A 22,165-nucleotide genomic window follows, 5' to 3' on the forward strand; every position below is an offset into this window, starting at 1 on the left:
CTTCCCGCGTTCACGCGGCCGGCGCCAGACCACTGGCAGGCGCGAGCCCGAGGAATGCCCATGTCTCAGCAAACGAACATCGCCGCACAGACCGCTTTCGCGGAGGCGGTCATCACCGGCGACCTCGCGGCCCTCGACGAGATCGTCGCACCCGACTTGATCGACCATGATCCAGCCCCAGGACAGCTGCCGGGGCCCGACGGGTAAAAGGCCATGTTCGCCGATCTGCGGGCAGCCTTTCCCGACCTGCACGTCGCGGTGGAGCACCTGGTGGCCACCGACGACGAGTTGGCCTTTGCCTACACCATCACCGGAAAGCATCTGGGGCCGCTGATGGGACGACCGGCGACCGGCAGGAAGGCAAGCTACCGGGGCATGCAGATCAGCCGCTTCGACAACGACGGAAAGCTCGTCGAACGCTGGGGCCGCAGCGACGAACTCGGCATGCTACGCCAACTCGGACTCACCGAGGTGTGACCCCAACAGCGGGATTTCCGATGGCGCCGAGAACAACCAGCTCGCACGCGATCGGCCACCGTTCCTATCCATGCGGTGCCGAGAGGACGCTTCAGGCCGGCGGAATGTTGAGATCATCGGATGGTAAACGATCAGGTGCGGGGGCCGCCGGCTCAACGAGCGAGTCCGACAAGTGGGGCCGATACTGACAAATATGGATGCTGGCAGCGGGCCGGTTCGCGGCTCTTCGGGCCAACACGGAGCATCAGTGGTGGATGTTCTAGTGGTCGGGGCCGGGCCAACCGGGCTTCTGCTGGCGGGCGACCTCGCCGAGTCCGGGGTCAACGTCACGCTGGTGGAACGGCGCGATCACGAATCCAACCTGAGCCGCGCCTTCAGCATCCACGCACGAACCATGGAAGAACTCGACGCCCGGGGCCTGGCCGACGCACTACTCGCTCTCGGCTCACCGGTCCAGGCGTTGCATCCGTTCGGCCGCATCAGCATCGACTTCTCCGGTCTTCGCACACGCTTTCCGTTCCTGCTAATTGTTCCCCAATGGCAGGTGGAGCGCCTTCTGCTGCGCCGGGCCGAGGAAGCGGGGGCGACGATAGTACGGGGAACCCGGGTTACAGGGATACGGCAGGACCCGGGCGGCGTGGACGTGGAGACGAAACATCCGGACGGTGCCACGGCCACGCTTCGAGCGCGCTACCTGGTCGGCACCGACGGAGCGAGCAGCACCGTCCGGCAGAGCCTGGGCATGCCGTTCCCCGGCAAGTCGGCCATCCGCTCCGTGATGCTGGCCGATGTACTGCTTGAACGCGCCCCTGACGAAGCTTTCAATTTCGCCTCGAACCAGCACGGCTTCACCTTCTTCGCGCCGTTCGGGGACGGCTGGTACCGGGTCATCGCCTGGGACCGGCAACAGCAGCAGCTGCCCGACGATGCGCCGGTCACGATGGAGGAGGTCCGGGACATCACGAGGCGAACCATCGGTGACGACCTCGGGATGCACGATGCCCGTTGGGTTTCCCGCTTCCACAGCGACGAACGACAGGTACCCCGCTACCGACAAGGGCGTGTCTTCCTGTCGGGCGACGCCGCGCACGTCCACTCGCCCGCCGGGGGTATGGGCATGAACACCGGGATGCAGGACGCCGCCAACCTCGGCTGGAAACTGGCAGCCGTTGTGCACGGCTGGGCTGATGACGAGTTGCTGGACAGCTACCACACCGAGCGCCATCCGGTGGCCCGAAGGGTGCTGCACGTCAGTCACGCACTCCTCACGGCCGTCATCACCGGGTCACCGGCAGTCCGCGCGTTGCGCACCTCGTTGGCCGCCATCGCGCACCGGCTACGTGTCATAGAGCCGCGTGCATCCCGCAGCATCTCCGGCATCGGGATCACCTACCCCGCACCCCGGGGCTCCCACCCACTTGCCGGGCGCCGCGTACCGGACCTCCGACTGGCAGGGGAACCAGCACGGCTGTATGAGGCCCTGCGACAAGGCACGTTCGTACTGGTGGGCCGCGACACCGCCGCAGTCGCCGCGCCGTGGGAAGGACGGGTGGTGACCGCCTCCCCAGCAGCCGGCCTGCGCCCCACGCTACTGGTCCGACCCGACGGTTACGCCGCCTGGGCAGCCAAGGACCCCGATCCCGACGAGGTACGCGAGACCTTGACGCGGTGGTTGGGCGAGGTGGTCGGACAAATCCCTTAACACCGTGTCCTACATGGTCAGTTTGAGGAGGCGTTTGTAGCAGCAGAGCGTCGCGGCGAGGCCGAGAAAGACACCTCAGGCGCTTAGCATGTCAAGCTGCAGCGGCGAGGTTGACGGGGAAAGCAGTGTGTTCGTCGAACGGTTTTCGGTGCTGGAGGCAGTGGTAGAGCTGGCCGAGCATGCGGTTGAAGAGGTTCCTCTGGGCGGCTGCGTGCCAGTCTCCGTGCTCGTCACGGCGCCTGCGGTAGTGGGTCTTGGCGCCTGGTGAGGCGGTGATCGCGGAGAAGGCCCAGAGGTAGCCGGCATGGTTGAGCCGGTCGTTCTTCACCCACCGGCGCGTGATGCTCGACTTCTTGCCGGAGGCTCTGGTGATGGGGGAAGCCCCGGCGTATGCCTTCAAGCCGCGAGCGTCGGCGAAGCGGTTGTGGTCGTCTCCGATCTCGGCGAGCACCCGGGCGCCGAGCTGGATGCCGAGTCCAGGGAAGCTGAGGATGATCTCAGCGTCCGGGTGCTGAGGGAAAGCTTCCTCCACCGCCTCGGACAGATTGTCGGCCGCGGTGCAGGCGGCCTGCAGCTGGACCAGGAGCGCGAGCATCTGCTTGCCGAGCGCGTCCTCGACCAGCGGGGGCTGGTGGGCCCAGTCGGCGCGGAAGACGTCCCGGAGTCGTTCGGCCTCGGCTTCGATGCCGCGTTGGCGGCCGGCGCGCTTGAGCGCGGCCTGCAGCTGCTTGCACGTCAGCCGCGATGCTCGTGCTGGTGTCGGAGCCGCCCTGAGGAGCTCTTGCGCTTCTCGACGGCACAGGCCGTTCTTCCAGGGCTCGAAGGCGGCCAGCGCGCATGGATAGTACTCGCGTAACAGGGAGCGGAGCTGGTTGGAGATCTGCTGCCGGTTCCACGTGGCGTCCTGCTGAGCCCTGGCGAGCACGGCCAGGGCTCGGGCCAGGTCGCTGTCCTGCGGCAGCGGCCGGTGTGCGTGCATGTCGGTGCGCAGGATATTGGCCAGGACCAGGGCGTCTCCGGGATCGGACTTCTTGCGGGAGACGCTATGCCGGTCGCGGTAGCGGGCGGCAGCCATCGGGTTGATGGCGAAGACCTGCCGCTTCCCGGTGCGCAGCACGGCGACGAGCAGGCCACGGGAGGTCTCGATCGCGACCGGGATCGGGTTATCCGCGGTGTCGCCGTACTCGGCGAGCAGGTCCAGCAGGATCTTGTATCCGACCGCGTCGTCGGTGATGTGCCGATTGGCCAGTAACCGGCCACTGTCGTCGACCAGGGCGACGTCGTGCGTGCGTTCAGCCCAGTCAATACCGCAGTAGATCAAGGTCTTTTCCCTCCGCTGTGCCGTTCCGGCTGGTCACGAGCTCATGCGGGCCACGCAGCGACCTAATCCCAGGACTCAGCCCTTCCGGCCGGTCGGCCACCTCAGTAGCTGTTCGCGGCACCAGCTCGCCCCGCGGGCCTCGGTCTCTTCGGGAGCTCGGTCAGCTCGGGCCCAGGGAGAGGTCACCGCGGGGTGGGCTCGCTCCACCAACACCAACGAGTGAGCCAGGCGCGGGTGCTGACGCTCGACGGCGCTGGACGGCGCCGATCTTTCTCCAGGCATCAAGGCCCGGCCAGGTACAGGCGTTCGCCCAGCACCGACGAGCACCAACATCCGTGCTGTGGAGGTGGCCACGAGGACGCCGAACCGTGCTCGATCTATCAGAGAGCATCAAGGCTTGGTCGGGCACAGGCATCAGCTCTGCGTCCACGGAGCCACCACTACTAATCCCGGATTAGGCCAGGTAGTTGCGGGGATGACGCTCGTAGCGGGGTGACAGGCGGCGGTAACCGGTCAGCCAGGAAATCGTGCGCTCGATGACCCACCGGCGGCGGCCCAGCCGTTCGCTTGAGTCGATTCCCTTGCGAGCGATGCGGACGCCAATGTGCTGCTGGTGCAGCCATTGCCGCAGGTCGGGGACGTCGTAGGCTTTGTCGGCGTGGAGCCGCTCGGGCTTGGATTGGTCGCTGCGGGATTCGTGTCCTATGTGGAAATGGGCGACCATCGGCTTCAGTCCGAGGCTGTCATGTGTGTTGGCCGCGGAGAGGCCAACACGTAAGGGCAGTCCGTTCGCGTCGGACAGGACGTGCATCTTGGAACCTGGCTTGCCGCGGTCCACGGGCGACGGGCCTGCAAGTTCGCCCCTTTTTTGGCGCGGACGTGAGCGGAGTCGAGTACTGCCCGGGAGAGGTCGATCAGGCCCTGGCCGGCGAGCATCTCGAGCACTTTCTGGTGCAGCCGTCCCCAGACACCTGCGCGCGACCAGATCAGGAACCGGCGGTGCACCGTCGACTTCGACGCCCCGAAACACGGCGGCAGAGCCCGCCAGGCACAGCCGCTGACCAGGACGTAGATGATGGCCGCGAACACCGCCTCGTCATCGATGTTGGCTACCCCCACCGCCCTGCGGCCGTACTCGCGCCGACGGCAGCAAAGGTCTGGCGATCTCCCATAGCCCATCGGGCACGATCCATCCCCACCGCGCACTCCCCATGCTGGGCCAACGACCAACTGACCATGTAGGACACGGTGTAAGACCGTGTCCTACGTGGTGAGGCGGACGTTGACCCGGTATGGGGCGGGGAACGTGGAGCTGGATCGTGCCGGACGGCTTGTGGGAGATCGCCAAGCCGCTGATCCCGGAGCAACGAACACGGCCGCAGGGCGGCGGAACAGCGAGCACTCCTGGTGAGACGCTGTTCGCGGCCATCATCTACGTGCTGGTCAGCGGCTGTGCATGGCGGGCGTTGTCGGCGGCGAGAACGTTTCCGGCAGCCACTGAAAGGCTGTGCGGCGTCGGACAGCCCGCGCGCCGGTGAAGCGTAGGCGTCGTTGACGGCCATCGGGTGAGAGGCGTGCAGGCCCGCGCCGCCTCCGAGTTTCACGGCCGCCTGGCGCTGCTGTTCCTCGGTCATCTCGCGGCCGTCGGCCGATCCCGGCTCTCACGCCACCGCGGTGCTGCCCTGCGACAGGCGGCGGATGGCCGCGCCTGCCAGCACCGGGACCAAACCTGCCCGGCGCAAAGCGGTGCTGGCAGTCTCTATGTCTGGCCGACCATGGCGGCGGGCTGGACGATTCGGTCGAAGTCCTTGGCGCTGATGTAGCCGGAGGCCAGTGCGGCCTCGCGCAGGGTGGTGTCCTCGTCGTTGGCCTTGTGGGCGATCGCGGAGGCCTTGTCGTAGCCGATCACGGGTGAGAGTGCGGTGACCAGCATGAGAGACCGGTCGACGTAGCTTTCGATCTTGTCCCGGTTGAGCTGGGCTCCCTCGATGCAGTATTCGCGCATCTTCGTGCAGGCGTCGGCGAGGATGGTGGCTGCGTGCAGGAAGTTGTTGATGATGACCGGGCGCATGGCGTTGAGCTCGAAGTTGCCTTGTGTGCCTGCGAAGGCGATGGCTTCGTCCTCGGACAGCACCTGGATGCAGACCATGACCATCGCCTCGCACTGGGTCGGATTGACCTTGCCGGGCATGATCGAGGAGCCAGGCTCGTTCGCCGGGAGGATGAGCTCGTCGAGGCCGCAGCGGGGTCCGGAAGCCAGCCAGCGGATGTCGTTGGCGATCTTCATCAGCGGCACGGCCAGCGCCCGCAGTCCTGCGGAGGCGCCGGCCATGGCGTCCAGGCCGCCTTGGGCGGCGAATTTGTTCTGCGCGGTGGTGAACGGGTAGCCGGTGGCGTCGGCGATTTCGGTGGCGACCTGCTCGCCGAATCCGGGTGGAGCGTTGAGCCCCGTGCCCACGGCGGTGCCGCCCATCGCGAGCTCGTACAGGCCCTCGGCGGACCGGGTAGCCCGGTCGACGGCTTGTTGCAACTGGTGGGCATAACCGGACCATTCCTGCCCCACGGTGAGCGGGACGGCGTCCTCCAGGTGGGTACGGCCGATCTTGACCACGTCGTGCCACTGCTGTGCCTTGGTCTCGATGGCGCGCTGCAGGGCCTGCACGCTGGGCAGGAGGTGCTCGTGGACCTCCTTGGCCGCGGCGATGTGCATGGCGGTGGGGAAGGTGTCGTTGGAGGACTGCCCCATGTTGACGTGGTCGTTGGGGTGGATCGGGGATTTGCTGCCCAGTTCCGCGCCGATCAGTTGGATGGCCCGGTTGCTGATCACCTCGTTGGTGTTCATGTTGGACTGGGTGCCGGATCCCGTCTGCCACACGTACAGCGGGAAGTGATCGTCCAGTTCACCCGCGATGACTTCGTCGGCCACCCGCTGGATCAGGTCGGCCTTCCAGGCCGGCAAGCGGCCGGCGCGCCCGTTGACGGCGGCGGCGGCCTTCTTGACGTAGCCGTAGGCGTGGTAGACCGCTTTGGGCATCCGGTCGTCCCCGATGGAGAAGTGGATGAGGGAGCGTTGTGTCTGGGCACCCCAGTAGCGGTCTGCGGGGACGTCGATGGCGCCCATGGAGTCGGTCTCCCGCCGGGTGCCGGTCGCATGCAGTCCGACGGGGATGTCGCGGATCTGCGGGGCTTGGTCCCGGTCGGCGGTGGAGTGTCGCGCGTTCATGCTGTGGCTCCGTCGGTGTAGACCGGCTGCCACATGGCCTCCCGGACAGCCTGTGCGATGTCGACCGGCTTGGAGGTGGCCACGCCGTCGTCGAGTGCCGCCTTGACCACCGCGGTCGCAGTGATCGCGGAGGACTCTCGAAGGTTGTCCACGGGTGGCAGCAGGGAGGCACCCGGCCCCGACGGGTCGACCTGATCCGCGACAGCCTGTGCGGCCGCGAGCAGCATGCCCGCGGTTACCTGGGACGCACCGGAGACGACCGTGCCCAGGCCCAAGCCCGGGTACAAGAGCGCGTTGTTGGCCTGCCCGATGCGGTAGCTCGCGCCGTCGTACTCCACGGGCGCGACGGGGATGCCGGTTGCGACGAGCGCCTTACCCCCGGACCAGGCGATGACGTCGGCAGGCATGGCCTCGATACGGGATGTGGGGTTGGAGATGGGGAAGATGATCGGCCGTTCCGTCCCCTCGGTCATGGCCTGGACGACCTCACGCGTGAAGGCGCTGTGCACGGTGGAGGTGCCCAGCAGGATCGTCGGCCTGACGCGACGCACCGTTTCCAGAAGTGAGATCTTCCCGTCGCTTCCCCTTGCCCAGTCTGCCACCTCGGCCGGATCGCGCGCATAGGGCTGCTGGAAGTCACGCAGATCGGTCATGTCCCGAGTGAGCAGGCCCTGCTTGTCGATCAGCCATACCCGGGTGGCGGCCTGCTCCGGATCCGCGCCGTCGCGAATCATCGCGTCGCGCAACTGGTCAGCGATGCCCACCCCGGCGGTGCCGGCACCGAAGACGACCAGCTTCTGCTTGCGCATCCGCACACCGCTGACCTTGACGGCGGACAGGGCGGCGGCCAGCGTAATGGCTCCGGTGCCCTGCATGTCGTCGTTGAAGATCCGGTAGCGTTCCCCGTACTGCTCCAGGATGCGTCGTGCGTTGCTGGGGCCGAAGTCCTCGAAGTGCAAGAGCGCGTCGGGGAACGTGGACGATGCCGTCTCCAGGTACTTCTCGATGAACGCGTCGTAGTCGGCGCCCCGGACCCGGGGGTGCCGGTTGCCCAGGTACAACGGGTCCTCCAGCAGCGACTCGCGGTCCGTGCCCACATCCAGCGAGACGGGCACGACGCGGCGCGGGTCGATGCCTGCGGCCGCCGTGTACACCGCGAGCTTGCCCACCGAGATCTGGATGCCTCCCACGCCCCAGTCGCCGATGCCCAGGATCTCCTCGGCATCGGTGCACACGATCAGGTCGACGTCTTCGGGCCCGAGTTGAAGCGTGGCGAAGGCTTTCTCCATGTCGTCGGGATGGTCGATGGACAGGAAGATGCCGCGCGGGCGGCGGTACTCGTGGGAGTACTTCTCGATCGCCTCGCCCACGGTGGGGTCGTAGACGATCGGTAGCAGCTCGACGAGGTGCTCGGCGAGAACCTTGTAGTACAGCGTTTCGTTGCGATCGTGCAGCTGTTCCAGATACACGTTCTTGGCCAGGTCGCTGCCTTGTACCTGCATCTGCTGGTAGGCGCGCTGAGCCTGCCGCTCAAGCGTGAACACTCCGGATGGCAGGCGTCCCGTAAGACCGAGGGCCGCCCTTTCCTCCGGTGTAAAGGCCACATCACGATTACGCAGCGGATCCACCAGGACGCTGGGGATGGCAGGGGTCCGCGCGTGGGTTTCGGTCATGAGAATCTCCCTCTGTGCGAATGCCGTGTCGGCCCTGACGGGGGTCCGCGGACACGCTCCAGGCCACGACCGGCAGCTCGAGGGGGACGGCGGGGACCTCCACGCCCGTACCGCAGACAGGCCGCTACAACATCGCCCCTACAGGTCGACGAGAGTGCGCCCTGTTCGGAACTCGCTAACGGTCCGGGCGGCCCGGGGCCCGGCGGAGTATGAACGTGTGAGACCCGCGTCCCGACGCGCGCGGCCGCCGCGGAATTGCCCGCCGCTCAGGGGCGCAGCACACACGCTGGCAGGCGCCATGCCGGTGCGGCTGTACGAATTCAGCCTAACCACCGGCCGACGGGCTGCGCGACTGCACTCGCCGACGCGTCGGCCGACCAGCGTGGTCACATCGTCGAAGTGGTCCAGCGCGACCGCAGCGTCCAGGATGCGGACCGGCGCTTCCGCCAGGGCCTATGGCTTTCCGGGCCCTCGCACGACCTCACCATGATCGACGATGGGTACGCCGAGCGACGGAGCCGCCGCAGGCCCTCCTGGTCATCCGGGTGGACTTGCCACAGGTCCACGCACCGCTCTTTGAGGCCTGCCGAAAATTGACCCTTGCGGCGTCGACGGAGACGACGGCGCGCTGTTGCCACCGCATCCGACCGATGCCGCCTACGTACCCCCGGTTCGTACAGACCGTTGCGCACGAGGACCGGGTAGCCCCTCTGTGGAATGGCTACAGCAGGCCGTGGGGGCCGATGGCGGGGTCCCGTGAAAGGGAGCGCTCTGGCTCTTCATTTCGACACGATGCCGTGCAGGAGCAGGCCGATGAGTCTGGTGGCCAGGTCGCGCTGCTCTTCGCTGGCGGCGATGAGGCTGATCCCGCCCAGAGCCATCAGCACGTCCTGGGCGCTGACCCCTGGCCGCGCCAGTGCCTCGCTCTCCACTGCGCCGAGCAGGTGGGCGATGGCGTCGGCGAGCAGGGCCCGGGTGTGCAGCTTCTCACTGTCGTCGGTCAGCACCACGGCCAGCGCGTCGGCCATGCCGTGCTTGGCTGCCATGAAGTCGATGAAGCGCTCCATCCAGGTCCGCAGTGCATCCACCGGCGGATGGGTGGCCGTGAGGTCCGGTGCCGCCTCGCACAGCCGCTGCACTTCTTGCCGGTAGATCGCTTCGATCAGCAGTTCCTTGGACGGAAACCGCCGGTAGAGCGTGCCGACACCGACGCCGGCCGCGCGGGCGATGTCCTTGACCGAGGCCCCCGCACCCTCGCGGGCGAAGGCGTCCGCTGCCGCCTCCAGCAACCGGTCCTCGTTGCGCTGCGCGTCCGCGCGCAGCGGCCTGCGGGGCCGCCCAGCATCCCCCTCGTGGCCAGTCACTCACGACTCCCTTCCTGCCACACTTGCAACCGGAACCGGTTCCGCTTACTGTCGAACTCGAACCGGAACCAATTCCGGATACGAGATTACGGCGGCACCTCGCCTCCGCGCCACCGGCCGCGCGCTCGCCGCCCCGTTCCACCGTCTTTCTGGAAGAGCCCCATGACCGAGAACCTCATCACGACCCCGTTCAGTGCACAGACAACCGCCGCCGAGGTGCTGGACGGCATCGACCTCAGCGGCCGTCGCGCCATCGTCACCGGAGGAGCCTCCGGCATCGGACGCGAGACCGCACATGCTCTGGCCGCTGCCGGGGCCGAGGTGACCATCGGCGTCCGCGACCCGGCAGCGGGCGCACAGGCCGCCGAGGAGATCACCCCCGCAAGCGGCCCGGGAACAGTGTGCGCCGCGATGCTCGATCTCGCCGACCAGACCTCGGTGCATGCGTTTGTCGGGGCATGGCAGAGGCCGCTGCACATCCTCGTCCTCAACGCCGGCGTGATGGCCTCGCCGCTGGAGCGGACGAGGGAGGGCTGGGAAATGCAGTTCGCCACCAACCACCTCGGCCACTTCGCCCTCGCCACCGGCCTGCACAGCGCCCTGGCAGCAGCCCAGGGTGCCCGCGTGGTCTCCGTCAGCTCGGTCGGCCACGTCAATGGTGACGTCCTCTTCGACGACATCAACTTCCAACGGCACACCTACGAGCCGTGGGCGGCCTACAGCCAGTCCAAGACCGCCAACATCCTGTTCGCCGTCGAGGCGGCCCGCCGCTGGGCGTCCGACCTGATCGCCGTGAACGCCCTCAACCCCGGCCGCATCACCAGCACCCGGCTCGGCCGCCACATCGGGGACATCTCCAACAGTCCGGCCTCGTTCGAGGCCAACAGCGCCGACGTGTCCTGGAAGGACATCGAGCAGGGCGCCGCCACCTCGGCGCTACTGGCCGCCTCCCCGTTGGTCGAAGGCGTGACAGGCCGGTACTTCGAGGACTGCAACGAAGCCGGCCCGCACCGCCCCGGGGTGCGCCGGGGAGTGGCCGCCCACGCCATGGACCGCCAGAGCGCGGCCCGCCTGTGGCAGACATCCCTCGACATGCTCGCGGCCGCGGCAACGACCTGACGGCGCCACCCGCCACTGCTCCGCCGAGCCCAGCACGCGCCTTCTCCACCCGGCGCGCCATCCGCACGCCTCACCCACGCACGCCTGACCCATCCCGAAGGACGGTCCCACCGTGGACTACATCAAGCTCGGAAACACCGGCCTCGACATCTCCCCGATCTGCCTCGGAACGATGAGCATCGGAGAGCCCGACCGCGGCTACCCCGCCTGGACACTGCCCGAGGAGGCCAGCCGGCCGCTGATCAAGGCAGCGGTGGAGGCCGGGATCAACTTCTTCGACACCGCCAACGGCTACTCCGACGGCTCCAGCGAAGAGATCCTCGGCCGAGCGCTGCGCGAGTTCGCCGCCCGCGAGGACGTTGTGATCGCCACGAAGGTCTACCACCCGATGCGGCCTGGGCACCCGAACTCCGGCGGCCTCTCACGCAAAGCGATCATGACCGAGGTCGATGCGAGCCTCACCCGCCTGGGCACCGACTACATCGACCTGTGGCAGATCCACCGTTTCGACGAGACGACCCCGCTCGAGGAGACCCTGGAGGCGCTGCACGACGTCGTCAAGTCGGGCAAGGTTCGCTACATCGGCGCGTCCTCGATGCACGCCTGGCAGTTCGCCAAGGCCCTGCATCTGCAGCATCTGCACGGCTGGACCCGCTTCGTGTCGATGCAGAACCACTACAGCCTGCTCAACCGCGAGGAAGAGCGGGAGATGCTGCCGCTGTGCGCCGACGAGAAGATCGGCACCATTGCCTGGAGCCCGCTGGCACGCGGCAAGCTCACCCGCGACTGGGACGAGACCACCCACCGCTCCAGCGCCGACGCCTTCACCAAGACCCTGTTCCAGCAGGAAGAGGGCGAGAAGACGATCGTCAGGGAAGTCGCCGCCATCGCCGCCGAGCGCGGCGTCTCCCGGGCCCAAGTGGCATTGGCCTGGGTCTCACGTAACCCCGTGGTCTCCGCACCGATCGTCGGCGTCACCAAGCCGCACCACCTCCAGGACGCGATCGCCTCACTCGAAGTGCGCCTGACGGATGCGGAGGCGGCGCGCCTCGAAGGCCCCTACGCACCGCAACCCCTGGCCGGTTTCTGATCCGTCTTGACCACAGGAAGATGACATGACGCACGATCTCATCACCAGCTCCTTCAACGCAGTCTCCACGGCAGCCGAAGTGGTCGACGGGAACGACCTCCACGGCAAACGATTGATCGTCACCGGCGGTTCCTCCGGCATCGGCATCGAGACCGCACGCGCACTTGCCGGTGCCGGCGCCGACGTCCTCATCGCCGTGCGCAACCCGGAGGCCGGCCGCAGCGTGGCCGATGACATCAACACCGGCCTCGACTCCCCCCGGGTCACGGTCGCACATCTCGACCTAGCAGACCTTTCCTCGGTACGTCGCTTCGCCGCCGAGTGGGGCAAGAAGCCCCTGCACGCCCTGATCCACAACGCCGGCATCATGGCGACCCCGTTGACGCGGACTGGGTCCGGCTGGGAACTCCAGTTCGCCACCAACCACCTCGGCCATTTCGCCCTCGCCAATGCCCTCCACCACGCCCTGGCGGCCGCGAACGGCGCCCGGATCGTCTCGGTGAGTTCCCGCGGCCATCTGCGCTCGCCCGTCGAGTTCGACGACATCAACTTCCTCGAGCGCGCATACGATCCGTGGCTGGCCTACGGACAGTCCAAGACCGCCAATGTGCTCTTCGCCGTCGAGGCGAACCGGCGCTGGGCCGACGACGGGATCACCGCGAACGCACTGCACCCGGGAGGGATCATGACCAACCTGGTCCGCCACCTGCCCGAGGACGTGATCGATGGTTTTCGCACGGACCCGGCGGCTGTGTACAAAACCCCGGAGCAAGGAGCCGCGACATCTGTGTTCGTGGCCACGTCACCCCTGCTCGAGCAAATAGGCGGCCGTTACTTCGAGGACTGCAATCAGGCCCTGCCGTACGACGGCGGCCCGGAGCCTGTCGGCGTGGCCGACCATGCCCTCGACCCCGAGGCGGCACTGCGCCTCTGGGACGTCTCGGAGCACGCCATCAGCAGGTGAGGCGCTCGGCCCGCGAGGTCTCACATGCGGTCGGCATCCAGGACCGCGCGGGCGAACGCCTCGGGCGCCTCCTGCGGCACGTTGTGGCCGATACCCTGCAGCGTGCGGTGGGCGTAGGGACCGGTGAACTTGCTGCGGTAGGCGGCTCCGTTACCAGGAGGGGTGAAGGGGTCCAGCGCGCCGTCGAGGGTGACGGCGGGCACGTGAACGGGCGGCCCTTCGGCGAGCTTCGCCTCGAGGCCGTCGTAGCGCGGGTCGCCCGGTGCGAGACCGAGACGCCAGCGGTAGTTGTGGATCACGATGGGAACGTAGTCCGGGTTGTCGAAGGCCCGGGCCGTGCGGTTGAAGGTAGCGTCGCTGAAATGCCAGGTCGGCGAGACGTTGCGCCAGATGAGCTTGGCGAAGTCGTCCCGGTACTTCGCGAGCCCCAACTCGCCCCGAGCGATGGAGAAGTAGTACTGGTACCACCACGCCCACTCGGCCGTCGGAGGCAGCGGCTGCTGCTGGGCCTTCCGGTTGGTTATGAGATAGCCGCTCACGGAAACCAGAGCCTTGCAGCGTCCTGGCCACAGAGCGGCGATGATGTCGGCGGTGCGAGATCCCCAGTCGAAACCGCCAAGGACTGCTCGCTCGATCCGCAGAGCGTCCATCAGCGCGATGATGTCCCGCGCGAACACCACCTGCTCCGCGTTACGGAACGTCCTGCCGGACAGGAACGTGGTCGTCCCGTAGCCGCGCAGGTAAGGCACGATGACGCGATAGCCATGCCCGGCCAGCAGCGGGGCCACCTCGACATAGCTGTGAATGTCGTACGGCCAGCCGTGCAGCAGGATCACCACCGGGCCATGGGCGGGTCCCGTTTCGGCGTAGCCGATATTCAACTCGCCGGCGTGGATCTGCCTCACCACCGCGAAGGACGGACCACGTGAAGTCTCGGCAGTCCCGGTCGCCGGCGCGCTGGTCCGAGCGGCCGCCGAGACCGAGGAGGGGTCGGGCATCCTCCCACATGAGGCAGCCGCTGTGCTCGCCGTGACCACGCCCAGGGCCTTGCCGAAATTCCGCCTGCCTATCACCTGAGAACCGTCCTAACGTGTCCACTGGCCTGAGGGATGCCGCACGCGACAAGAGGCACGGATGCGGTCATCGACCCAGGCGAGGCGGTGCTGGCGGGTCTTCCGCACCGACCGCGCACAGCCGGCAACGACTCCACCCGCGCCTCGCCGTCCGAACCGGTCCCAAAGACGACTCTCGCAACGCCACGGACAGGGCGCCCACAGACCGCGTCCGAACGGAGTACACCTAATCCGTTCTCAAGGATGTTCCGATGGGGCTCGCGTCTGTCGGACGTTCGAATACGGGACCGTGACGCCTTTGATCAGCCAGGCGGTCGGACGCCTAGCTATAGAGCGGCGCATGGTCCTGGTGCCCATGGTGGCGGCGGTCGCGGGGACGCCGAACGGATGCCCAGGAGTACACGGGCCGTGATGCCTAGATTGAGAGCGGCAGTGTCCGGCGTCTTCTCGGCCGCCACCACCGACGCGGGATTGGCGTCGGCGGGCCTCACACAGACGTCCTGGTCGCGCCGAGCTGCCCGTCAGAGAGCGGGTCTGCCTGCCCCCCGGCGTCAATACGAGCCACTTGATCACTCGTTGGTGTTGGTGGTGCGAGCCCGCTGCACGGTGACCTCTTGATGCGCCCGAGCCCTCCAAGCTCCTAGGCAGACAGGGGCCCGTGGGGTGCGCTGGTGCCACGAACGGCTAGTGAGGTGGAGGCACATCCGCAGTGCGGTTGATGCCTGGGATTAGGTCGCTCGCGTGGCCCGCATGCGCTCGTGACCAGCGCAAACACCTATCCTTCGAGGAGGGACAACCTTGATCTACTGCGGAATCGACTGGGCGGAACGCACCCACGACGTCGCCCTGGTCAACGACACCGGCCAGTTACTGGCCAAGCGGCACATCACGGACGACGCAGCCGGTTACCAGCTGCTCCTGGAACTGCTCGCCGAGCACGGCGACACCGAGGAGGACCCAATCTCGGTGGCGATCGAGACCTCGCGCGGTCTGCTGGAGGCCGTGCTGCGGACCGGGAAGCGGAAGGTGTTCGCGATCAACCCGATGGCCGCCGCCCGCTACCGCGACCGCCACTCGGTCTCGCGCAAGAAGTCCGACCCCGGTGACGCCCTGGTCCTTGCGAACATCCTGCGCACCGACATGCACGCCCACCGGCCCCTGCCGGACGACAGCGACCTCGGCCGGGCCATCGCCGTCCTCGCCCGCGCCCAGCAGGACTCACTCTGGAACCGGCAGCAGCTCGCCAACCAGCTCCGCTCCCTGCTGCGCGAGTACTACCCGGCCGCCCTGGATGCCTTCGCAGCCTGGACCAACGGTCTGTGCCGCCCCGAGGCTCGCGAACTGCTGAAGGCCGCACCGACGCCCACCCGGGCCGCGCGGTTGACCCGCACCCAGCTCCAGGCCGTGCTCAAGCGATCCGGCCGTCAGCGCGGCATCGCGTTGGAGGCCGACCGGCTGCGTGACGTCTTCCACGCGGAGTGGGCCCACCAGCCGCCGCTGGTCGAGGATGCGCTCGGCAAGCAGATGCTCGCCCTGCTCGTCCAGTTGGACGCCGCCTGCACCGCCGCCGACGACCTCGCGAAGGCGGTGGCAGAGGCGTTCCCTCAGCACCCGGACGCCGAGATCCTGCTGAGCTTCCCCGGGCTCGGCATCCAACTCGCCGCCCGGATCCTCGCTGAGATCGGGGACGACCGCACTCGCTTCGCCGACGCCCGCGGCCTGAAGGCGTATGCAGGCTCCTCGCCCGTCACCAGAGCCTCCGGCAAGAAGTCGTCCATCACTCGTCGCTGGGTGAAAAACGACCGACTCAACCACGCCGGCTACCTCTGGGCCTTCTCCTCGCTACAGGCCTCCATCGGGGCCAACGCCCACTACCGACGACGCCGCGAACATGGAGACTGGCACGCAGCCGCCCAGAGGAACCTCTTCAACCGCATGATCGGACAGCTCTACCACTGCCTTCAGCACCGCAAGGTGTTCGACGAGAACACCGCGTTCCCCACCGAACTTGCCGCCGCCGCTTGACTCGTTGGCACCGTGGAGGTGTCTCACTCGGTCTCCACCGTCCGGCGCTCCCACGAATGGCGTTCGCGGGGCCGCCGTGCCGTCGTCTCTCCCACGTAAAGGGCACCTTGCCACCCAAACCGCCTTCGAGGGCGCTGGCGGTGAAGGGCGCCAGACGTCCCTCCAGGTCGGCCGACGCCGACGACGGGGGGCACTGTCCATACGCTGGGCAGGCGGGAGTGTCCATGGCCATGCCGGTGCTGCTGGCTCAGGTGAAGTGGAGCACGAAGCGGCGTAGGCACCAGGCGAAGATCTCGCTGTGCGACATGCACTGCAGCCGGGTGTATACCGATATGTATGGGTGCGGGGCGTGTGCCGGTGGACCGCCTCCCGGAGCAGCAGCTGGGCCGCAGGCTGGTGGCAATTCCCCTTGCGCTGATCGTCGTGATCACCGTGGTGGACATCCATTCCCCGCCAGACGTCCACCTGGGCCCCTTGCTGGTCATCGCGCCGGCCCTGACCGCTTCCCTGGCCGGGCCGCGGCTGACCGCCCTCGTCGGAGCACTGGCCGTGGCGGCCCAAGTGCTCATCGCCGTGTTCCACGGCGGACTGACCACACCCAACCACCTCTCGCAGATCACCGCTTTGACCATGCTGTCCGCCCTGGTCGTCTTCGTCTGCCACGTGCGCGAGCGGCGCAGCCGGGAGCTGAACCGGGCACGCTCGGTGGCCGAGACAGCACAGCTCGTACTGCTGCGGCCACCACGCCGCCGGATCGGGCCGCTGCGGGTGGCGTGGCTGTACCTGGCAGCCGAGGACGAGACCCGTATCGGCGGCGACCTGTTCGCGATCGCCCGCTCCGACCGCGGCACCCGCGTGATCATCGGCGACGTCCGCGGCAAGGGACTGGCCGCCATCGGTGAGGCATCCATGCTGCTGGGCGCGTTCCGCGAGGGCGCCCAGCACTACGGCACCCTGCCCGAACTCGCCGCGGGCCTGGAGGCGAGCGTCTGCAGGCACCTGAAGGAAGTCGCCGACACCGAGCACGACCCGGGCGAGCACTTCATCACCGCCCTGCTGCTCGACGTCCCCGACCACGACACGCAGGTCGAGATGGTCAACTGCGGCCACCCTCCGCCCCTGCTGCTGCACGACGGCCAGCTCACCGTCCTGCACGCACGACGCCCCATACCCCCCTTGGGCATGTGCGAACTACCCGCCCCCAGCCACCGCGCCGACCCCTTCACCTTCGAGGACGGCGACACGCTGCTGCTCTACACCGACGGCGTCACCGAAGCCCGCTCACCCAAAGGAGCCTTCTACCCCCTCACCGAGCGCGCCGCATCCGCGCCCACATCCGGACCCGAGGCCCTGCTCCGCCACATCCACCGCGACCTGCTGAACCACATCAGCCACGAACCCGGGGACGACGCCGCTCTCCTGGCCATCGAACGCTACGGCACCCACCCCCTCCACCGAACGCACACCACGGCGCGCCCCCTCGACGGCCGCCTTCGACTCGACTCCGACTCGAAGCCGGTTGCGCAGGACCCTTCCTGAGCCCTCGGCCATGCTGTCCGGATCGTCTTGCCGCCGCCCTGCAGGGCGGCAAAGCTGGCAGTGGGAAAAATCGAACAACCTCACAACGGAGAAGGAGCCCGCAGACCGGCCAAGAGAAGATCAAAGGGAGAGGGAGTCATGACGACGCAAAGGTCCGAGACGTCGGCGACTTCGACGGACGCGACTCCGACCGTGGCCAGGCAGCCCGACGGTTACGGCAAACGAGTCGGGGAGGTGGCGGAGATAACCGTTCTCTTCGATGCCAAGCCTGGCGGGGCGGAGAAGTGCCGCCAGAACGCCGCCAAGATCCAGGCGGATACGCTTGTTCTTCTCGCTCATCTCCCGGCGCAGCCGCTCCAGCTCAGCACGTTCGCCCTCTCGGAGCCGGCCGCCTGATTCAGCGGGCGCGGGCCGGTCGGACGAGGCCGAACCGTTCCTCCTCCAGCGTGAGACCCAGCTGTGCAGCGTCCCTGGATGCACACCGAGGTCCTCGGCGACCTCCGAGATCGGTTTGGCCGTCTCGATCACGATGAGTACAGCACCCTCACGGAACTCAGCGTCGTACTTCTGTTGCTTGGACCCCATGGTCCTCAACTACCCCTGGTATCAGGGACTCCACGTTACGAGGGGACCTTCAGGCTCCGCTGTCCCCATCACCGTGGGAGCAGGATGCGCTCCGCCGAAATGGCTCGTCAGGCATCACGCAGACCACCGGCAGCGGTTCGGAGGCGATGGCCTGCCGCACACCGCAAGTGTCCTGCTCCGAGCGGTTCCTCCGCGCCGTGGAACTCGAAACCTCGCCCGGCAGCAACCGCCGACAGCGGCATGAACCTCGGAATCCCCACCCCCGGGACCGATCGAACGCGGCCCGAGCCACCTGCATCGAGGTGATGCGTCGGCACCCCTGAAGGCCCCGTGATCTTGGTGCCAACCATCCCTCTTTTGTGCCAACTCAAAATCCTCGTCACAAGCAGGTGTGACCAGGATTCTTAGTTGGCACAAACGCACGATGTTGACCTGCAGTGATGCCAACTAGCCTCACGGACCCTCCAGCCAGTTTCAGAAGGATGGTTGGCACTTTTGTACACCGCAGGTCAGGAGGGGTTCCAGGCGCATCGACCGCCTATGAGGCGGTCCTGATCCCTCGCCGTCGCGGGCTGGCGAAGCGTGCATCGGCGCCGTCGCGACGTCCTCGGCAGCGGCCGACAGCTGGTCCCCGCTCCAGGGCAGACCAGCCGTCCCGCTGCGACGGAGACAGCCATGAGGACTTCGTGACCATCCAGGTAGCGCCGCGGGCGGCCCTGCTCCTCTTCGTGGCTCAGCCGAACAGGTTGGCGTGCGTCCCGAGGTCCGTCGATGAGCCCTTTTGTTGCGCTCCTGTTGAGGTGACGCCCATTCGGTGCCGCCTGTGTTCCCTCTTGTCGGCGCGGGCGCTGACAGCATCGATGGCGTGGCGGGGCCCAGTCCGACTCGCCCTGAGTAACAGGGATGGCGGGGAGCAGCTGGCGCAGCCGGACCCACACCCCCGCCTCGGTCCATTCGATGAACCGTCGGTATGCGGTTTGACCCGAGAGTCCGAATCCGAGTGGGAGTTGCTTCCAGCCGCAGCCCGAGGTCGCAGTGAACACGATCGCAGCCAGGCTCTCCCGGTCGCCATGGCGTCGGGACGTGATAGCCGGATCGCGTTCAGGTGTTGTCGGAACCACTTGTTGGAATAGGCTCCACAAAGTGTCCGGCACCATTTGTTCGACGGGGTCCGTCAACTCACGGACGGCACGGCCCGGCCTCGCGGCCCACGACATCGCTTCGAGACCCTCTTGTGCAATTTTGTCATGGTTGGCGTTGGAGGCCAAGTCTGTCTCGTCACGGACGATCTGCAACACAGGGACGGCCAGGTCAAGCTTGTGATCGCATGAAGTCGCAAGGTGTTCTGCATACAGCCGGAGTCTGCGACGCAGCCTCAGGCTTGGACCTCTGAGTCCGTCGCTGAGCCTGCCCAACCTGCTGGCGAGTGGCTGGGTGTCCTCGCCGCGTTGTCGAAGGTCGAGCACTACCGGGCTACGCATGCGCTCGCCTTGGGTGGCCTCAGCCCAGATGAGGGCCGAACCGATCCGCGTGTCTGCGTTCTCCTTCAGCCGATCCAGCCTGGGAAGCCCGTCACACATGGCGCGCCAGTCGTGTACAGGCAGGCGCCAAGACGCCAGCCGTCGGCGCCGATCGGCATAGTCAACGCGCGGCGCGGCCGCATCCAGGTGTTTCGCAATCTGTTCGACGACGTCTTCGAAAGCCGGCCAGAGCCCGAGTCCGTCCAGGTGGCGTCCAAGGTATTTGAGAGTGCGCTCGGCAAGCTTCTGCTGCATGCCCACCGCGGCCGCGCATTCGGCCCAAGGTGTGCCTGACACCAGCTCCGCCAGTCGCAGGGATGCGGCCCGACGTAGGTGACGTTCGATCGCTGCGTCGCCGCTCGGCAAGAGCGTGATGAAGGCGGCAAAGTGCCGTTCAAACCACGGCCGGGGCAGGAAAGAGGGGATCCCTTCCACTCGGTATCGATGCTGGGTCGAGACGGTGCGCAGGTTGCGGCGGAGGGGAAGCCCATGGATACGTCGGGCCGTGGCACGGGCGAGGGCCGCTGAAATGTCGGCGCTCCTGCAGATGCCTCCGGCGTAGCTTCTTGCGCGGCGGTACGCTTCGCTGGCAAGTGGCTGAACACGGGCCCGGAGCGCGCCGAGTTCGCGATCGCCCAGGAGCGCATCGGCTCCGAGGAGTAGGGCACCGCACATCAAGGAGTCGTTGGGGGCAACCTTCGCACCGCGGTTGCTCCGTACTCCGCGTCCCTGATGTTCGGCCGTGAGCTGCGCGATAACGGGTTCTGCGTGTGCCTGGACGAGAGCTGCCAAGTGAGAGGAAGGGAGGAACTCCGCGCCCAGCGGCCACGTCAGTTTCATGAGGTGGGTGATCGCGATCAGTTCCGAGAAGTAGGATTTGTCGGGCATGGCGTCCCTGCCCCACCCGCGCTCCTGCGGAGAGAGGTAGTCCAGGACGCGCTGTTGCAGGCTCAGGAGCTGATCCAAGTCGTCGTTGGGTAGGCCAGTGCCGATGCGGGAGTTGAAGTCGTCCAGTCGTGCTCTGCACAGCACGCTCCGGGCTCGCTCCGCGCTGTCGGACCGGTCGCCGGTGTGACGAGGAACAGTGTTGCGACATTCCAAAGGGTGTAGCCCGGTCAGCCCGGCATTCTTGATCAGAGTCGAACGGCCGTGACCGGCTGCACCGCCAGCCGCATTGAGCGGAAGGTTGCATGCCGGGCAGAGGTATTCCAGCAGGCGACGGTGGCGCAGGCAGGCGGAGACGACTGGAAGATGCCAGAGCAACTGCCACCCTCCGCCCAGGGATTGCTCGACCGCCCTGGTGTCCCCCCTCAGGCAGTCGGGACAGTAGCGGCTGGAGCGGGTCATCGCCCAATTGACCGAAGCGGCAGACTCGATCCTGTTGGTACTCGTGCGGAGCCTGCTCAGTGGCGGATAGGTCCGGGTGAATCGTCGCAAGGTCAGACCGTCGGCTTCGTGCTCGGTCAGGCGTGCGGTGAAGGCGAACTGTCGCAGCGTCTCCTCGCGGATGGTTCGAAGGCAAGCGGAGGAGAGGCGACGCTGCCATACGTCCAGGCCGCACAGCTCCGCGATTCGGACGGGCGAGCGATCCAAGCGGTAGGCCGGCGGAGCAGGAAGCCCGGCAGGGACTCGCCTTCCAACGGCTCGAGACTTCGCGGCAGCCGTCGGGGTGTCACGCTGCTGCTCTCCCCTTTCCGGAACGCCCAGGGCCAGCAAGGTGCCGTCCGGTCGGGCCTCCGCGGCAACGGCGCCACAAGTCAGCCAAGGTTCGGAGCACTTCCCTTCTCTCGCGAACAACGGCAGCGCGTGGCGGCTCTCCAAAGGGTCGGAGGCATTTCTGTCACGGCACGGATCCCAGCAGCTGCACAGTCAACCAGCACGCCAACCACTGCACGGTCAGCTCCGCCCACAACATCATTCGTATGCGTGACACGCGAACGGATGACCGACTTCAACGAGGGCGGACACCGTACCGTCGTCGCACTCTTGAGATTCGGACCACGAGGCAGAGAAGGTCAAAGGATTCGCGAGTGAACTCGACGGATTTTACGCGACGATGGCGCCACGGAGCGGCCACGCCCTCGGATCCTGCGTGGTCGGATGCGTGTCATCTCGCGGCCGAGTTCCGGCTGATGCGGCGGAGACGAACCGTCTAGGCCTCGGTCTCCGCAGCATCCTGGCCAGGCACATCATCTTGCACTGGAATCGGATGGGATTCAGCCCCGACCAGCAAGCGATCTGGTCCCGCGCAGACGTGAAGCACTCCTCGGTCCCTGAGTCAGCGGTGGTACAGCAGCTGCTTCGCCCGCTTTGGTCACGGGGCTATGGGTCTACCTTCAACCGCAGAATGTGGACAAGCCCGACACGGCCCTCCAGCTTTCCGCCGTGGCAGGTCTGCGACACCGGTGGCGCACGTCTGTGGACACCTGCTGTGCCGCAGACTCATCTTGGGGCAGGTACCGGTGGCGCGGGACGTCCCACCGCGGAAGT

Annotated in this window: 15 protein-coding genes and 3 pseudogenes; 10 read left to right on the top strand and 8 right to left on the bottom strand. The window is 67.2% G+C overall.

The features are described 5' to 3' along the window. Nucleotides 1-60: 60 nt before the first annotated feature. The 3 genes from GQF42_RS44660 (at nucleotide 61) to GQF42_RS01040 (ending at nucleotide 2,179) form a co-directional block, all read left to right on the top strand. Nucleotides 61-207: a nuclear transport factor 2 family protein gene (locus GQF42_RS44660; protein ID WP_199272533.1), complete on the top strand. Its 147-nt coding sequence runs from the start codon at nucleotides 61-63 to the stop codon at nucleotides 205-207. A gap of 6 nt (nucleotides 208-213) precedes the next feature. After that, the gene (locus GQF42_RS44665; protein ID WP_199272534.1) at nucleotides 214-477 is read left to right on the top strand and encodes an ester cyclase; all 264 of its coding nucleotides are present in this window, start codon (nucleotides 214-216) and stop codon (nucleotides 475-477) included. Between the two features lie 247 nt (nucleotides 478-724). Beyond that, nucleotides 725-2,179, top strand: coding sequence for an FAD-dependent oxidoreductase (locus tag GQF42_RS01040; RefSeq protein WP_233273161.1), 1,455 nt, complete (start codon nucleotides 725-727; stop codon nucleotides 2,177-2,179). A gap of 91 nt (nucleotides 2,180-2,270) precedes the next feature. On the opposite strand, the gene GQF42_RS01045 is transcribed toward GQF42_RS01040, so the two are convergent. Together GQF42_RS01045 and GQF42_RS01050 are read right to left on the bottom strand one after the other, a co-directional pair. Then, a complete protein-coding gene (locus tag GQF42_RS01045; RefSeq protein ID WP_158916845.1) occupies nucleotides 2,271-3,500 on the bottom strand; it encodes an IS110 family RNA-guided transposase in 1,230 nt (409 codons plus the stop codon). 454 nt (nucleotides 3,501-3,954) lie between these two features. Further along, nucleotides 3,955-4,713: pseudogene (locus GQF42_RS01050) on the bottom strand (IS5 family transposase). A 79-nt stretch (nucleotides 4,714-4,792) separates the two neighbouring features. Between GQF42_RS01050 and GQF42_RS01055 the strand changes: the two are divergent. Further along, a pseudogene (locus tag GQF42_RS01055) lies at nucleotides 4,793-4,969 on the top strand (transposase); the annotation flags it as partial. A gap of 290 nt (nucleotides 4,970-5,259) precedes the next feature. Here GQF42_RS01055 and fumC read toward each other — a convergent pair. From fumC to GQF42_RS01070, 3 genes are all read right to left on the bottom strand, one after another. Beyond that, nucleotides 5,260-6,723 (bottom strand): class II fumarate hydratase, encoded by a 1,464-nt coding sequence (fumC, locus tag GQF42_RS01060; RefSeq protein WP_158916847.1) that lies wholly within the window; start codon nucleotides 6,721-6,723, stop codon nucleotides 5,260-5,262. Next, on the bottom strand, nucleotides 6,720-8,396 hold the full coding sequence (locus tag GQF42_RS01065; protein ID WP_158916849.1) for an NAD-dependent malic enzyme: 1,677 nt from the start codon (nucleotides 8,394-8,396) through the stop codon (nucleotides 6,720-6,722). The genes fumC and GQF42_RS01065 overlap by 4 nt, the downstream gene beginning before the upstream one ends. A 779-nt stretch (nucleotides 8,397-9,175) precedes the next feature. Then, nucleotides 9,176-9,760, bottom strand: coding sequence for a TetR/AcrR family transcriptional regulator (locus GQF42_RS01070; RefSeq protein WP_199272535.1), 585 nt, complete (start codon nucleotides 9,758-9,760; stop codon nucleotides 9,176-9,178). Nucleotides 9,761-9,922: 162 nt separating this feature from the next. Between GQF42_RS01070 and GQF42_RS01075 the strand changes: the two genes are divergently transcribed. From GQF42_RS01075 to GQF42_RS01085, 3 genes are all read left to right on the top strand, one after another. Further along, nucleotides 9,923-10,879 (top strand): SDR family NAD(P)-dependent oxidoreductase, encoded by a 957-nt coding sequence (locus GQF42_RS01075; RefSeq protein ID WP_158916851.1) that lies wholly within the window; start codon nucleotides 9,923-9,925, stop codon nucleotides 10,877-10,879. Nucleotides 10,880-10,991: 112 nt separating this feature from the next. After that, nucleotides 10,992-11,969: an aldo/keto reductase gene (locus GQF42_RS01080; protein ID WP_158916853.1), complete on the top strand. Its 978-nt coding sequence runs from the start codon at nucleotides 10,992-10,994 to the stop codon at nucleotides 11,967-11,969. 25 nt (nucleotides 11,970-11,994) lie between these two features. Further along, complete coding sequence (locus GQF42_RS01085; RefSeq protein WP_158916855.1) at nucleotides 11,995-12,933, top strand: SDR family NAD(P)-dependent oxidoreductase; 939 nt, start codon at nucleotides 11,995-11,997, stop codon at nucleotides 12,931-12,933. 20 nt (nucleotides 12,934-12,953) lie between these two features. Here GQF42_RS01085 and GQF42_RS01090 read toward each other — a convergent pair whose 3' ends face one another. Then, complete coding sequence (locus GQF42_RS01090; RefSeq protein ID WP_233273162.1) at nucleotides 12,954-14,006, bottom strand: alpha/beta fold hydrolase; 1,053 nt, start codon at nucleotides 14,004-14,006, stop codon at nucleotides 12,954-12,956. Between the two features lie 798 nt (nucleotides 14,007-14,804). On the opposite strand from GQF42_RS01090, the gene GQF42_RS01095 reads away from it, so the two are divergent. The 3 genes from GQF42_RS01095 (at nucleotide 14,805) to GQF42_RS44670 (ending at nucleotide 17,966) form a co-directional block, all read left to right on the top strand. Beyond that, nucleotides 14,805-16,031 (top strand): IS110 family RNA-guided transposase, encoded by a 1,227-nt coding sequence (locus tag GQF42_RS01095; RefSeq protein WP_158916859.1) that lies wholly within the window; start codon nucleotides 14,805-14,807, stop codon nucleotides 16,029-16,031. Nucleotides 16,032-16,367: 336 nt separating this feature from the next. Continuing rightward, nucleotides 16,368-17,570: a PP2C family protein-serine/threonine phosphatase gene (locus GQF42_RS01100; RefSeq protein ID WP_158916861.1), complete on the top strand. Its 1,203-nt coding sequence runs from the start codon at nucleotides 16,368-16,370 to the stop codon at nucleotides 17,568-17,570. Between the two features lie 138 nt (nucleotides 17,571-17,708). Then, nucleotides 17,709-17,966 (top strand): hypothetical protein, encoded by a 258-nt coding sequence (locus GQF42_RS44670; RefSeq protein ID WP_199273166.1) that lies wholly within the window; start codon nucleotides 17,709-17,711, stop codon nucleotides 17,964-17,966. A gap of 42 nt (nucleotides 17,967-18,008) precedes the next feature. Here the strand turns inward: GQF42_RS44670 and GQF42_RS45375 are convergent. Further along, nucleotides 18,009-18,155: pseudogene (locus GQF42_RS45375) on the bottom strand (transposase); the annotation flags it as partial. A 509-nt stretch (nucleotides 18,156-18,664) separates the two neighbouring features. Beyond that, entirely contained in the window at nucleotides 18,665-21,268 is a 2,604-nt protein-coding gene (locus tag GQF42_RS01110) for a transposase (protein ID WP_158916863.1), read from the bottom strand. Nucleotides 21,269-22,165: the final 897 nt, after the last annotated feature.

Origin of the sequence: Streptomyces broussonetiae, from assembly GCF_009796285.1 — a bacterium.
GTDB classification, from domain to species: Bacteria; Actinomycetota; Actinomycetes; order Streptomycetales; family Streptomycetaceae; genus Streptomyces; species Streptomyces broussonetiae.